Annotated in this window: 17 protein-coding genes; 8 read left to right on the top strand and 9 right to left on the bottom strand. The window is 37.3% G+C overall.

Annotation, left to right across the window (positions count from 1 at the left end):
- Window positions 1-29: 29 nt before the first annotated feature.
- Both mscL and ACOAOT_RS10350 read right to left on the bottom strand, forming a co-directional pair.
- Window positions 30-515 (bottom strand): large conductance mechanosensitive channel protein MscL, encoded by a 486-nt coding sequence (gene mscL, locus ACOAOT_RS10345; RefSeq protein WP_420216907.1) that lies wholly within the window; start codon window positions 513-515, stop codon window positions 30-32.
- An 82-nt stretch (window positions 516-597) separates the two neighbouring features.
- Window positions 598-1491 carry a LysR family transcriptional regulator gene (locus tag ACOAOT_RS10350; protein WP_420216908.1) on the bottom strand — a complete coding sequence of 298 codons (894 nt, stop codon included), beginning with the start codon at window positions 1489-1491 and terminating at the stop codon, window positions 598-600.
- 136 nt (window positions 1492-1627) lie between these two features.
- Here ACOAOT_RS10350 and ACOAOT_RS10355 point away from each other — a divergent pair, with 136 nt between their 5' ends.
- Window positions 1628-2557 (top strand): ketopantoate reductase family protein, encoded by a 930-nt coding sequence (locus ACOAOT_RS10355; protein WP_420216909.1) that lies wholly within the window; start codon window positions 1628-1630, stop codon window positions 2555-2557.
- A gap of 138 nt (window positions 2558-2695) precedes the next feature.
- Window positions 2696-3232, top strand: coding sequence for a CDP-alcohol phosphatidyltransferase family protein (locus ACOAOT_RS10360; RefSeq protein ID WP_420216910.1), 537 nt, complete (start codon window positions 2696-2698; stop codon window positions 3230-3232).
- An 18-nt stretch (window positions 3233-3250) separates the two neighbouring features.
- Here ACOAOT_RS10360 and ACOAOT_RS10365 read toward each other — a convergent pair whose 3' ends face one another.
- Both ACOAOT_RS10365 and ACOAOT_RS10370 read right to left on the bottom strand, forming a co-directional pair.
- A complete protein-coding gene (locus ACOAOT_RS10365) occupies window positions 3251-3820 on the bottom strand; it encodes a thymidine kinase (RefSeq protein WP_277407806.1) in 570 nt (189 codons plus the stop codon).
- 101 nt (window positions 3821-3921) lie between these two features.
- The gene (locus ACOAOT_RS10370) at window positions 3922-5319 is read right to left on the bottom strand and encodes a L,D-transpeptidase family protein (protein ID WP_420216911.1); all 1398 of its coding nucleotides are present in this window, start codon (window positions 5317-5319) and stop codon (window positions 3922-3924) included.
- Window positions 5320-5481: 162 nt separating this feature from the next.
- On the opposite strand from ACOAOT_RS10370, the gene ACOAOT_RS10375 reads away from it, so the two are divergent.
- From ACOAOT_RS10375 to ACOAOT_RS10390, 4 genes are read left to right on the top strand one after another with little or no spacing between them, the layout of a single operon-like run.
- Entirely contained in the window at window positions 5482-6069 is a 588-nt protein-coding gene (locus tag ACOAOT_RS10375; protein WP_420216912.1) for a DUF2238 domain-containing protein, read from the top strand.
- A 56-nt stretch (window positions 6070-6125) separates the two neighbouring features.
- The gene (locus ACOAOT_RS10380; RefSeq protein ID WP_170313619.1) at window positions 6126-6269 is read left to right on the top strand and encodes a CPC_1213 family protein; all 144 of its coding nucleotides are present in this window, start codon (window positions 6126-6128) and stop codon (window positions 6267-6269) included.
- Between the two features lie 18 nt (window positions 6270-6287).
- Window positions 6288-6500: a cold-shock protein gene (locus ACOAOT_RS10385; RefSeq protein WP_104437650.1), complete on the top strand. Its 213-nt coding sequence runs from the start codon at window positions 6288-6290 to the stop codon at window positions 6498-6500.
- Between the two features lie 18 nt (window positions 6501-6518).
- A complete protein-coding gene (locus ACOAOT_RS10390; protein ID WP_420216913.1) occupies window positions 6519-6737 on the top strand; it encodes a heavy metal transporter in 219 nt (72 codons plus the stop codon).
- Between the two features lie 80 nt (window positions 6738-6817).
- Here ACOAOT_RS10390 and ACOAOT_RS10395 read toward each other — a convergent pair whose 3' ends face one another.
- Window positions 6818-7387 (bottom strand): class I SAM-dependent methyltransferase, encoded by a 570-nt coding sequence (locus ACOAOT_RS10395; protein WP_420216914.1) that lies wholly within the window; start codon window positions 7385-7387, stop codon window positions 6818-6820.
- Between the two features lie 26 nt (window positions 7388-7413).
- Window positions 7414-8124 (bottom strand): SDR family NAD(P)-dependent oxidoreductase, encoded by a 711-nt coding sequence (locus tag ACOAOT_RS10400; RefSeq protein WP_420216915.1) that lies wholly within the window; start codon window positions 8122-8124, stop codon window positions 7414-7416.
- 277 nt (window positions 8125-8401) lie between these two features.
- Here ACOAOT_RS10400 and ACOAOT_RS10405 point away from each other — a divergent pair, with 277 nt between their 5' ends.
- On the top strand, window positions 8402-9568 hold the full coding sequence (locus ACOAOT_RS10405) for an IS110 family RNA-guided transposase (protein WP_420215797.1): 1167 nt from the start codon (window positions 8402-8404) through the stop codon (window positions 9566-9568).
- Between the two features lie 312 nt (window positions 9569-9880).
- A complete protein-coding gene (locus ACOAOT_RS10410) occupies window positions 9881-10048 on the top strand; it encodes a hypothetical protein (RefSeq protein WP_420216916.1) in 168 nt (55 codons plus the stop codon).
- Window positions 10049-10149: 101 nt separating this feature from the next.
- Here the strand turns inward: ACOAOT_RS10410 and ACOAOT_RS10415 are convergent, their stop codons facing one another.
- The 3 genes from ACOAOT_RS10415 to ACOAOT_RS10425 all read right to left on the bottom strand — a co-directional run bounded on the left by ACOAOT_RS10415 (window position 10150) and on the right by ACOAOT_RS10425 (window position 12458).
- A complete protein-coding gene (locus ACOAOT_RS10415; RefSeq protein ID WP_420216917.1) occupies window positions 10150-10623 on the bottom strand; it encodes a GyrI-like domain-containing protein in 474 nt (157 codons plus the stop codon).
- Between the two features lie 67 nt (window positions 10624-10690).
- Complete coding sequence (locus tag ACOAOT_RS10420) at window positions 10691-11317, bottom strand: hypothetical protein (RefSeq protein WP_420216918.1); 627 nt, start codon at window positions 11315-11317, stop codon at window positions 10691-10693.
- 160 nt (window positions 11318-11477) lie between these two features.
- Complete coding sequence (locus ACOAOT_RS10425) at window positions 11478-12458, bottom strand: glycosyltransferase family protein (RefSeq protein WP_420216919.1); 981 nt, start codon at window positions 12456-12458, stop codon at window positions 11478-11480.
- Window positions 12459-12895 lie beyond the last annotated feature (437 nt).

Consider the following 12895-nt stretch of genomic DNA (forward strand, 5'->3'; position numbering starts at 1 on the left):
CGTATGATACAAAGATCATCATTCTCTTTTTACGATGTCTGATTTTTAGAATTCAGCTGACTGGTGCAGTGAGGACAGCGGGTAGCCTTGGGATCAACAGGCTGATAACAAAAAGGACATTTTTTATCTTCTGCCGCAGCTGAACCACCCGCCTGTTTCGTTCCTCTTAAAACATTAATCGCCTTAATGATAAGGAATATTACCGCGGCCATAATGAGGAAATTTATTACAGAAGTAATAAAGGCACCATATGCAAAAACCGGGCCCTGCTTCTGAGCATCCGCAAGGGTTTGAATGACAGTTCCATCAGGAACTTTATAAAGCAGGAAAAACTGATTGGAAAAATCCACACCTCCTGTTATCACACCGATTAAAGGGGAGATCACATCTTTGACCAGGGAACTTACAATTCCCTGAAAGGCTCCGCCAATTATTACGCCGACAGCCAGATCCACTACATTTCCCCGCAGAACAAATTCCTTAAATTCAGCTGCAATTGACTTTTTATTATTCATAGAAACCTTCCTCTTTTCTTAAGATTCTAACTACTATCTGACTTTTAGGATTGGTGAAATTTTGTCAGAATATACCTGTATATCAGTTAATGATTACATTTTCCGCATTCTCTTTTACCCATTCCCTGGCAAAAGCTGAGAATATTCTGACTGTTGGACGCAGTGTCTTACCGGAAGGAACTATGAAATAGATAATACGGTAAACTTCCGGATCCAGAGCTTTTCTTACATATCCCCCGCTGCCATAAGAATCCAGAACCAGCTTTGGTAAAATACTGATCCCGCAGCCTCCGCATACCATGGATATGGCTGCCTGATCACTTAAAAAACCACTATGCTCCATTAAATTTCCTTTTGCCTGACGGAGCATTTTTCCCACGGAATAGCTGGTTCCTTCACTTGGTATAATAAAGGTTTCCCCTTTTAAATGAGTAAGAGTAATGGTTTCACAGTCACAAAGAGAGTGATCCTTTGGCAAAATGACATAATAGGGATCTTTTACCAATGGTGTCTCATTCTCCTTTTTGTTTGATTCTGCAGAGATGGCACAGTCAATTACATCTTTCGAGAACCAGTCTTTCATTATTTCGTAATTAATGGCATCGTTCAGGAACACATCCACCTGAGGATATTTTTTTCTGAATTCAATAATTATCTGAGGCATCCATCTGACTGCAACACTTGTGATAACGCCAATACGGATCTTGCCATGCTGAATGTTCTCCTCTCCTGCCAGCTGCCTTATGATTTCTTCCTTTTCTGTCAATTCCTTCGCCACCCAGTAAATTCTTTCCCCCTCTTCCGTTAATGACACCCCATTTCTTCCTCTGTAAAGCAGCTTAATTCCCAGTTCTTCTTCCATGGAAGAAATCATGTGGCTGGCCGCAGTCTGTGAATAACTAAGCTGTGCTGCTGCCTTGGAAAGATTCCCGGTTTCTGCTGCTTTTACAAACAGCATATATTTATTTACATCCATATTGATTATCCTCTCTGCTTTTACCTTCTCTTATTATACATGAATATTTTTCATGATACTATTGAAATTTTAGCATTATATTAAGAAAATAATTCATGGTAAAATCAAGAAAAACATACCGATTACGGAGGACATAATGAACATAGCTATACTTGGCGCGGGAGCCATGGGCAGCCTCTATGCCAGCTATCTGGCGCCCTATCATTCAGTTACACTGTTAGACAGCTACGCTCCCTTAGTAGAACACATTAATACAAAAGGACTGATTAAAGTCAGCCATGACAATACAGAAACACCATTTCAGGTAAAAGCAGTATTAAGCGGAACCAGTCTTGACTATCAGGATCTGGTTATTGTTTTTGTAAAAGGAATTCATACTTATGAAGCCATAAAAAACAACCAGTCTCTGTTAGGACCCGATACAATCGTCATGACGCTTCAAAACGGTGCGGGCAATAACCGGGACATCGCACAGTTTGTTAAAAGAGAACGGATTATTGTAGGCACCAGCAGCCACAACAGTGTTTCCCTTGAGCCTGGTAAGTTTTATCACTCCGGATGCGGACCTACAAACATCGGACCAGATCTCCCCTGTGAAGAATCCTTACGGGATGTAAAAATAGCAGCACAGGCTCTGGAAGAAAGCGGTCTTTCCGTTAATATCATGGAAAATATCCAGTACGTCCTATGGCAGAAGCTGGTTATAAACTGCGGCATCAACGCCTTGAGCACACTGATGCAGTGCAGGATCGGAGAAATATATACCAATCCCTATTTGTGGGATTTATGCAAAAGAATTGTTTATGAATGTGTATTAATTGCAGAAGCAGATGGCACTTATCTTGACAGAAAGGAAGCTCTTCTGGCAGTCTCAAAAGTATGTATCAATGATGCCAATGGTTATGCCAGCATGTATCAGGACAGACAGAATCAGCGAATGACCGAAATTGACAGAATAAATGGTGTTGTCGCCGATCTGGGAAGCCAGTATAAAATTGCTGCTCCCTGCAACTTAATGCTGGTCACTCAAATCCATGGGATGGAGCAGATGTATTCCAGGCAATAACTAATATGCTGAAATAGCAAATATGGATAAACGACTCCTGACATACCATCAGGTTTCGTTTATCCATATGATTGACAACAAAAGCGTTCTGTGCCATAGTTAAGATGAAAGTTACCTTCCCTGCTATGGAGATTTAATATGAAAAATATACCAAACTATATTACAATGGTCCGCCTGATCCTGTCCATCCTTTTATTTTTTATAACGGATAACTGGATTCTTTTTCTAGTGATCTATTTTGTCTGCGGGATAAGCGATGTCCTTGACGGCTTTCTTGCAAGAAAATTTAAGTGGCAAACCAAAACAGGAGCCAGACTGGACAGCCTGGCTGATTTTATATTCTTTTTTGCCGCATTTTTAAGAATGCTGCTTTCTTACAGACTCGCGATACCGGTGCCCGTTATTTTGGGGGCAATCCTGATCGCACTAATCCGTTTTTTTAATTTGTATATCACAAGAAAAAAATTCGGTATGCCAGGTATCCTCCATACCGTAGGAAATAAATTATCCGGAATCATCTTCTTTTTTGCATGCCCCGCGGCTGTTATTCTGGGGTACATACCTCTCTGGGTTATTTTTATTCCCTTAATTTCTTCATTGGAAGAAACCATGATTATAGTTAAAGCAGATACTTATAATCCTGATATCATGAACTTCTATGATTTGTTAAAATAACAACCAGCCAACGCTCTCTCATTCTGGCTTGATTTTTCCTTCATTATAATGTTTCCTGCACAGAGATACATATTTATCATTTGCTCCCATCAGGATCTGTTCCCCGTTTCTCACAACTTTTCCACTTCCATCGATCCTTGCTGTCATTCCTGCCCGATTGCCGCACCAGCAGACGGTCTTTAATTCCGTGATCTCATCAGCCAGTTCCATGAGACGTTTGGAGCCCGGAAAAAGATGTGAAGTGAAATCCGTTCTAAGACCATAGCAGAAAACCGGTATCTCATACTGGTCTACGATATAAGCCAGCTTATCAATATCTGCTTCTGCAAGAAACTGTGCTTCATCTATGATAATAACATCAGATTTTTTCAACTGCTCCGAATCATATTTCTCCAACTCAGACCATACAATACATTCGGCCTCCAGGCCAATTCTTGATCGGATCTTGTTTATCCCATCTCTGGTTTCAATATCCGGCTTTACCAGAAGTACCTGTTTTCCCTTTTCTATAAAATTATATCTGGTCATCAGTGCGTTTGCTGTCTTTGAACTGCCCATCGCCCCATATCTGAAATATAATTTAGCCATCTCTATCCCCTTTATCTTAAATGAAGTAAAAGCGTTAATCCGCCAGTTGCATTTTATCATAGACCGGGTTGGAAGTCTACATAGAATGAATTATATACTCATTATTTCTCCTGATAACAAATGATGGGAATACCGGATTCTATGTGTTTATATATTGTTTTAGCAAGATAATAGGGGGCATTCACGCAGCCATGTGTTCCATTCTTTTTATAAATCTCTCCCCCAAAAGCACGCCTCCATTTTGCGTCGTGAATTCCGATATTTCCATAAAAGGGCATCCAGTACTGGACACCGGCTTCGTAGCCAGGCCCGGATAACACTGCACCTTCCTGTTTATAATTAAGCATGTAAGCTCCGGTTACTGTGGCATTACCTCTGTTTGGGTTTCCTGTAACCACCGGACCCTGGGCTATGAGTCTGCCATCTTTATAGAACCACATATGCTGCCTGGTTATATTTATCTCCACATATGTCTCTCCGATTTCATTGCCGGCTCTGGATACTGCTTTTTGAATATAAGCGGGTTCCCTTATAAGAATTCGTCCTGAGTTAATATTTTCCGCCAGTGCCGATGTCTCAGCTTCCTGATCAATTTTCCAGCCATAGATTCCCCCCTCTATATCCACCATTGTCCCGAGAGAGGTTTTAAAACTTCTTTTCACGCCTACCGTATCATATTTCTTCCCCATAGCTTTCACATAGGCCCTGACTCTATCTTTATCCAGTATAATATCCAGATTCTCGTCTACTGTAATCCAGTACTGTAGCACATTCCCATCAACCACTTCTCTTTTACTTCCAAAAAGATAGGTGACATGTGTAGAAGCGCATTTATTTAAATGTCTCAGGGTTTTATAGGCTTTGGGGGATTTCATGGTATATACTGGATTTATATAACAGGAATTTGCATCCAGATCAAGTTTTGTTTCTCCTTTTAAAAGGCTGTCTGCTACAGTAGCTTTCAGTTTTTCTTTTTCAATTCGATTACCGTAAATTTCCTTTAACATTTGATAATGTCCGTCTGTATATTGATAAGACACATTTACAGGTTCTATTTTCACCTGTTTAAAGCAATTTAACTGATTCAATGTTAAATTAAGCTTGCTCTCATTATAGAAAAATAAATTTTGCGAAAGAAATTTCTGTTTTTTAAATAATGATCCGATCCATTGAAGTGCTTTCTGCTCATTAAGTGCTTCTTTTACATATGTTTTATTCTTGTATTCCAGTCCTGCTTCCTGTCCGGTAATCTCATCCGTTTTACCTTCTCGTTCTATCAGAAGGAGCTTATAATTCTCCGTGTATCTTCTTATACTTTGATCCGCTTGTCTTTCGTTTTTTAAAGATACATCTGCTCCGTTTATGGTCGTAGAAAAAAAGAAATGACTGGTAAAGTAAAAAGAGATGAGTAAATACAATAACAACAATGCTGTCACTATGATTCCCAGGAGTTCTATGGCCTCCCGCTTTTCACAAGCGCTCATTTTTTCATAATTCATAACAGCTCAGCCTCACTTTTGCAATGCACTGGGATCATATCATTTTATGTTCTGGAAATTGTATTTAATACCAGTCTGTTGTAAAAGAAAACTCCATCTTTATTTACAACCAACTTGCATACTCCTCTTACAATCGTACATACTTCATTTCGAGGTGACTATATGCATGTTATTAATCTAATTCAGTTTGTTTTCCGCTGTTTAACAATTGCTTTGGCATTGTACTATTTAATTAAGAAAAAATACAAAATGATTGGTTCTCTTATATTGGTGTTTGTATTATCTTATCTGCCTGGCTTGGCAAACCGGTTTCTGGGTATAGTCATAGATCCCTATAGTATCATGATTTACCTGATTGTTTTATTTATGGCATTATATCTTGGAAGTAGCCTGGGTTATTACGATCGGTACTGGTGGTGGGACCGCTCCATTCATTTCCTTTCCGGGGTTGGATTTACCGGATTTGGAACAGCAATAATTAAGATAAGTCCTGATACAAAAAAAATTATATATCTTCTGTTTGGATTTACATTTTCCCTTACACTCCATGTAATTTGGGAAGTCCTTGAATATGTAAGTGATTGTCTGACACATGGGAATGCCCAGCGTTGGCAGAAAATTCATGGGTCAGTCAATCATATGCCAGAAAATGCAATTCAACCAGCCGGCCTCGTTGATACTATGAACGACACAATCTGCTGCATGATCGGAGCAGGAATCGCTACCATTATATGGTGGCTTATCTTATGATTTTATTGCGGAATCTGTAGCATACTAATAAAGACATCAAGAAAAGGAGAAAAACTATGAGCAGAGATAATTCTAAGAAAAGCACAAGTAATCACAAAAAAGAAGATGGCACCTTTCATTCCAAACATATCAATCACAATCCTCAGGCGGAAAGCGCCAGAGCTGTATTTGGTTTAAAAGAAGATAATTCAAAAAGATAAGGATGGGAGGATTTAACCATGTCAAACTACACCGGTGTTGTTAAATGGTTTGATAACGAAAGAGGCTATGGCTTTATTTCAACCAATGATGGTCAGGATGTTTTCGTACATCATTCACAGGTAAAAGAAAAGACTCATAATAAGGACCTTCACGAAGGTGAGTCTGTTAACTTTGACATCAGACAGGATGAGAAAGGCTTAAGCGCTTTAAATGTCCAGAAAAATGATTAAAAATACAAGGAGCATTCTATGAATAGAATTCATTATGAAACATCAGGAATACAGAATACCGAAATCAAAACCCAGCTTAAAAATGCGTTAGATAAAATCAACGGAGTATCTATGGTAAATATAGATGTAGCGCGAGGCTCCATTGAGGTCGGATTCAATCAATCAGCGGATGAAAATTTAATAAAGTCCTGCATTGAAACAGTTGGGTGTGAAATTACAGGACAAGCTTGGGAATAATAATATCGAAGCAGTTTAAACTACTAACTTTTTTGGGTTAGTAGTTTTTTATGACTATACAGAAAATATTCGCACCAGTTTTACGACTGGATACGCCATATATATCTGACAAGTTCTCTTTGGTTAATTTCATAATTTTTTTTATCTAGAAGTACGTTCTTATCCAATAATTCAAACTCCTCGTCCAGCATAATATCACTTTCTTTTACATCTGGGTTATCAAATGGTATCGTTCGAAAACCATTAACCCACAGCAATCCATTTTTATTCAGTATATCTTCAAAATCTTTTAACAGCCGGGGTGATGGTTTATAATGATTGATTATAATCCCATCAAACTTTTCCTCTAATGTTTTTAAGCTGTCTTGTGACAGATCTGCTATCCTGGTTCTGATATTCAGATTTTCTCTATTAGCAAAATATGTCAATCTGTTTATCGCTTCTTCACAAAAATCAACGGCAAGTACTTCATAACCCAAACGAGCCAGATAGATGGAATTTCTTCCATCTCCACAGGCAATATCAAGAATTTTCCCTTTTAAAGGAAAATAAGACATATCCTCTTCCAGGCACATTTCATGACCCATAATTTCCAGCTTTCTGCTTTTAAACCTGTCTCGCCACCAGGCGGAATCTCCCATATAATTCATAAAATTCTCCATTCTGCTTTTTTAATTTATTTTGAATACATGCTGGTAGAGGATACTCCCCCGTCAACCGGAAAAGCCCCTCCGGTTATATACCCAGCCTCATCGCTTACAAGAAAAGCCACCATATTTGCCACATCTTCCGGCTCTCCGATCCGTTTTAACGGAATGCGGTCAGAGCAACGGTCGGCTGCTTCCTGATCAGGAAAACCATTCTGTAAAAGAGGGGTATTAATCGGTCCTGGCAAGACACAATTAACCCGGATTCCAAGCTCGGCATATTGCTGTGCAAGGCACTTTGTCAGCATAATAAGTCCTGCTTTGGTTGTACAATAGAGGGGCGAGGTTAATTCCGGCACAAGTCCCAGGCAGGAGGCAATAATCACAATGGAACCTTTTGAAGCCTTGATTTTTTCTATTGCATTACGCGTCATAAGATAAGTCCCTTTAATATTAATATCTACCATTTTATCTATCTCTTCATTTGTAGTGTCTTCCAGATATTTTTCAAAGTAGATACCTGCATTATTTACAACAATATCTAAATGCGGAATATGGGACAGCGCTGCTTTAATCTCCTCATCATTACTTATATCAACATGATAAAATTCAAAATCCTCCGGCGGAATCTGTTTGTCAAAAACTATCACTTGCATTCCCATATTTTGAAGCTTTTTTGAAATAGCCAGTCCCATTCCCGAGCTTCCGCCTGTAACAACCGCAACTTTTTTATTTTTCATAATTACCTTGTATGATAATTAGGAAGTTAATTATCACACGTTCCTTTCTTTTTAATATCGTGGTTATAATACATTCAGATACTGTGGACTTTTGATTTTTTCCTGTAGCTTTGACTACTCAACTAGAGTGTATTGCCGCTACCTTTATCTGAATTGTTTATATGCTGGATGTACCGGAGCACTTTGTTCCAATGAGTACTTATTTCAATCAAGTCTACGATGATAATCGCTGGTGGATATCACGGTATCAGATCTTACGAAAGGGAGGTACAACCTCATGATTTACGTTGGTATTGATATTGCCAAACTTAACCATTTCGCCGCTGCCGTTTCTTCGGAGGGCGAGATACTCATTGAGCCGTTCAAATTCACAAATGACGCTGATGGCTTCCAACTGCTGATTTCCAAAATCGAATCATTCGATAAGGACAGCACCATCATCGGTCTTGAGTCGACGGCACACTACGGTGACAACCTTGTTCGATACCTTGTTGCCAGTCTTTACAGAGTGTGTGTTCTCAACCCTATTAAGACGTCTCAGATGCGAAAGAACAACATTCGCAAAACTAAGACAGATAAGGTCGACACTTACGTTATTGCTAAAACTCTAATGATGCAGGATTCCTTACGGTTCGTCAGCTTCTATGATCTTGATCTGATGGACTTAAAAGCTCTTGGGCGCTTTCGCCAGAAAACGATAAAACAGCGAACCCGCCTTAAAATCCAACTGACGACCTATGTTGATCAGGTCTTCCCCGAATTGCAATACTTCTTTAAATCCGGTCTGCATCAGAATGCTGTCTATGCCCTTCTTAATGAAGCACCTTCTCCTAACGAGATTGCTTCCATGCATATGACTCATCTGGCAAATCTGCTCAAAGTGAAGTCTCATGGTCACTTTACAAAGGAGCAGGCCAAAGAATTAAGAGTTCTGGCACAGAAGTCTGTCGGTGCAAACGACAGCGCTATATCTATTCAGATAACCCAGACCATTCAACAAATCGAGTTACTGGATAGCCAATTAAATAAGATTGAAGCAGAAATGACGGACATCATGAATTTCAATGAATCAGTCATCATGACCATTCCTGGTATCGGATACATAAATGGCGGAATGATTCTTGGTGAAATAGGTGATATTCACCGTTTCTTAAGTCCTAACAAGCTGCTTGCTTTTGCTGGTTTAGATCCGTCCGTATATCAGTCTGGTAATTTTCAGGCTAAACGAACTCGTATGTCCAAACGTGGCTCTCGTGTACTGCGATATGCCCTAGTAAATGCAGCTTGGAACGTTGTAAGAAACAACGACACCTTCAAGGCTTATTATGATGCCAAGAGGGCAGAAGGCCGAACTCACTATAATGCCCTTGGGCACTGTTCCGGCAAGTTAGTCAGAATCATCTGGAAGATGCTTACTGACGAAGTTGAATTTAACCTCGAATAAGAGGTCTGTATACCAATATCGATAGATTTTGAAAAAGCACCCTCAGGGAGCTTTATTAAAGTTACCCTATTTTACCTTTGATACGAAAAAGAAATTTTTTGCTGATTTATGCTTGACTTTTCATAGCTGGTCTCCTTTTTGATAATAAATTTACTTCTTTGTAATTTTAGAATAAATATCAAAACCAATGCCTCATATGCTCAATACATTGGATTATACAAACTAATAATATCTAATACAATAGAAAAACTACTTATTAATTTAAAAGTTTTATGATATAATAAGTTATTAATGAATAGAAAGGAGCTTGCTATGAAAGATTTTTTTAATGAGGAATGGACTATTCTTGACAAAAAGCTCGTCGTATCAACAGCATTATTATTTGGTATCATTATTGGTTTTTTATTTGCTCCAATAAAAAGAGGAGTTTATTGCGGAAACCATAACGGAAATACTCAGCTTAATAAAACACAAGATTAAATATAACAGAGTACTAACCGCTTCTTGCATAACAAAGCGGTTAGTTTTTATGTTAGCTTCTATATTTCGATATCAATAAATTCGATTAATAGTCAATTACTCTACAATCTGCGAATAGGAAAATACATATAATTTCTACCTGTTTTGGGACAACTAAAATCATTCACTGCACCTGCAAGAGAAATATTGTTTTCCTCTAGATACGTTATGACATCTTGAAAAATATCGTCATTTTTATTCTCGACATAAATATATTCGTATCCTGGTATCACCCATTTGGTCCAACCGTTCGGTGCTTCTGAATCATCTGAGCACTCGACTCCAGCAAGATATAGTCCTTGTGAGAAGTTTTCCCAAGGTTTGTATGCGCGAGAAAAATCAGACATCGCGCCCCAAATCCCCAGCAGATTTCCTTTATCATCTTTTTTTGCCAGATGTTCTACTTCATCAAAATGTGAATTAGCGTTATCCCAAAGTCTTTGTATAAATCCGCTTCCATCATTTGTAGTGCCTTCTTTCCCAATAATAACAAATGAATCTAGGAAGATGTAATCTCCTGCTACTACTTTTTTCATTATATTTCCCTTTCCTATTACTTTCTACTAAATTAAGTATATGCCAGCTTCTTTCAGCTATCAACACTCAGTTTGATTTAAGTTGTTTTTGTTTAATTGCTCGCCAGACTTCTTCATCCAGATCTTTTAAATTTTTTACATCTGAGTCTGTAAACCCATCATAAATAAATTCCAAAGCCCTATAATCTTCACCTTGAAGGATTAAAAATCCTACATTATAATTAGATTTTGAAAAATCGTATTTATAATCGTGTGAAGAAAGTAACCACTGTGAGAATACATAATATCGATATCCATCATTATCAACCTCACATATTTTTGACAATTCCTTATTGCCTAATTCGTTTTTTTCATTATTTATATTTGCATAGACATATAAATCTTTATTATACAAAAGTAATGTTTCTTCATCAATTCCTTCAATTTTAACTTTTGCAATTACATAGGGTATATATGAATTACCATCATCAGATTTTTCCTGATACAGTTCACATGATGAAAGCGGAATAATATATTCTTTGTATTCCATATCATAAGGCAAAGTTTGCAAATTAAATATTACTCTCTTATCACCTTCATAAATTCTTACACTTTTATCAGCCTCAAAATTTTGCATTATCTGGACATCTTTTGAACAGCCCGCCATTAAAATAATTACAAGAGCCAAATATATTGTTAAATGATACTTTTTCATCGTACAGCCCCCTATTGCTCATCTTTATATTCCATTATATCATAATATTATTTTTCCCTTAATATATTTTTCAGATAGTACACCCACGAAAAATGCGCTCAGCCGATTAATGCACGGCGGAGCGCTTGTGAGGCCCGGAATTATGAATGGTTCGTTTCATCTATTTCGCTGTGATAAATATCTTATTGATTATTTCTTCAGCTCTCTCTTTATAGGTGTGATTTTGTACGCTTAAAACAGCATTTTTACGAACTTTTATATATTCATCTATGTTTTTTCTATAATATTCCAATATCTCAAGAGTCTCTTCAGAAGTATTAGCAATCGCTAGTGCACCGCTATCTCCAAACAAATTTTTTATAGCAGTATTATAACAAGAAAGCCCGAAACCTCCGGAGCCTAATATTTCAAAGGTACGTCTTGTTATAGTTTGATCATGATTTTGTGTGATTAGATTTATAAAGGAATTATTATATATATCGCAGGTCTTCTCATAGGGAATAGTGCCTTTGAACCATTCAATTGGTATATCAAGATTTAGAAATTTTTTTATAACCTGCTTATATTCTGTCGTACCATAAAAATCTATTTTATAATTATTTTCAATTAAAGGTTTTAATATAGTAGGAATTGCTTTACTATAGCGGAAATGAGCAGGATAATGATCTGAATACCATAACCATGCATTTCCAACTAAGCTAATCGTATTATTTTCATTTATAGATGTTGATTTTGGATAATGAATAGTGGGATTATAAGCAAAATCAAGTCTCTCACATGGTATACTTTTACTTTTAAGCTTTTCGAGCATTTCAGGACAAATCGAAAATATCATATCGGGCTTTGAAAATTCAAAACCTGTCATCTGTAAATCGTATTGCCCAACTCCTTCGGTATCCCAGCAAACACACTTATAATTTGGTGAATTTCTGGAACCGATATGAGAAAGCATAGAATGTTGAAAATAACCCATATAGGAAGAAAGAATTAATAAATCAGGATTTATTAATTCCATTAATCTATCAAAATTTTCTATAGAAGTCGGTGTTATTATTTGCGCTTCATGACCCGCTGCAGTAAATCCCCACAAAATATCGCCTGCATAAAGCTTGTCACAATAAATTACTACCTTATATTTCATATTTATTAGTCCTTTTTGCCATCTGGCGCACGGAATTTTAACAGTAACTACTAAAATTATATGAAATAAAAAAATCAAATGCCACTTTATTAATATTTATTCATCAATAAGCACCTTATATACATATATAAACAATAATCGCTTATAAAACACCGCCATTATTCATTCACACATTTTTCACAAGGCGTACAAAAATTATTTACATCTTCTACAAACTTACTTCACATCTCTCCTATATACTAAGTTATAGAAACAAGAACTACTCCAAACTTGTTTTATAAAACTTTTTTTCATAACTCGCCGGTGAAACCCACATTTCACCGGCTCCTCCCTTTTTATCCTCTTTTTTCCATTTCCATTCCTTTCCAATTCCCTTATATCCTTTAAATTGGGTTGCAAAGATGTAGTTTCTATTATAGAATAGGAAACGTGCACCT

Source organism: Lacrimispora struthionigena, assembly GCF_048627165.1.
Classification (GTDB): domain Bacteria; phylum Bacillota; class Clostridia; order Lachnospirales; family Lachnospiraceae; genus Lacrimispora.

Coding starts and splice junctions, on each gene's coding strand:
- mscL (WP_420216907.1), bottom strand. CDS start 515: ATGAATAATAAAAAGTCAATTGCAGCTGAATTTAAGGAATTTGTTCTG.
- ACOAOT_RS10350 (WP_420216908.1), bottom strand. CDS start 1,491: ATGGATGTAAATAAATATATGCTGTTTGTAAAAGCAGCAGAAACCGGG.
- ACOAOT_RS10355 (WP_420216909.1), top strand. CDS start 1,628: ATGAACATAGCTATACTTGGCGCGGGAGCCATGGGCAGCCTCTATGCC.
- ACOAOT_RS10360 (WP_420216910.1), top strand. CDS start 2,696: ATGAAAAATATACCAAACTATATTACAATGGTCCGCCTGATCCTGTCC.
- ACOAOT_RS10365 (WP_277407806.1), bottom strand. CDS start 3,820: ATGGCTAAATTATATTTCAGATATGGGGCGATGGGCAGTTCAAAGACA.
- ACOAOT_RS10370 (WP_420216911.1), bottom strand. CDS start 5,319: ATGAATTATGAAAAAATGAGCGCTTGTGAAAAGCGGGAGGCCATAGAA.
- ACOAOT_RS10375 (WP_420216912.1), top strand. CDS start 5,482: ATGCATGTTATTAATCTAATTCAGTTTGTTTTCCGCTGTTTAACAATT.
- ACOAOT_RS10380 (WP_170313619.1), top strand. CDS start 6,126: ATGAGCAGAGATAATTCTAAGAAAAGCACAAGTAATCACAAAAAAGAA.
- ACOAOT_RS10385 (WP_104437650.1), top strand. CDS start 6,288: ATGTCAAACTACACCGGTGTTGTTAAATGGTTTGATAACGAAAGAGGC.
- ACOAOT_RS10390 (WP_420216913.1), top strand. CDS start 6,519: ATGAATAGAATTCATTATGAAACATCAGGAATACAGAATACCGAAATC.
- ACOAOT_RS10395 (WP_420216914.1), bottom strand. CDS start 7,387: ATGAATTATATGGGAGATTCCGCCTGGTGGCGAGACAGGTTTAAAAGC.
- ACOAOT_RS10400 (WP_420216915.1), bottom strand. CDS start 8,124: ATGAAAAATAAAAAAGTTGCGGTTGTTACAGGCGGAAGCTCGGGAATG.
- ACOAOT_RS10405 (WP_420215797.1), top strand. CDS start 8,402: ATGATTTACGTTGGTATTGATATTGCCAAACTTAACCATTTCGCCGCT.
- ACOAOT_RS10410 (WP_420216916.1), top strand. CDS start 9,881: ATGAAAGATTTTTTTAATGAGGAATGGACTATTCTTGACAAAAAGCTC.
- ACOAOT_RS10415 (WP_420216917.1), bottom strand. CDS start 10,623: ATGAAAAAAGTAGTAGCAGGAGATTACATCTTCCTAGATTCATTTGTT.
- ACOAOT_RS10420 (WP_420216918.1), bottom strand. CDS start 11,317: ATGAAAAAGTATCATTTAACAATATATTTGGCTCTTGTAATTATTTTA.
- ACOAOT_RS10425 (WP_420216919.1), bottom strand. CDS start 12,458: ATGAAATATAAGGTAGTAATTTATTGTGACAAGCTTTATGCAGGCGAT.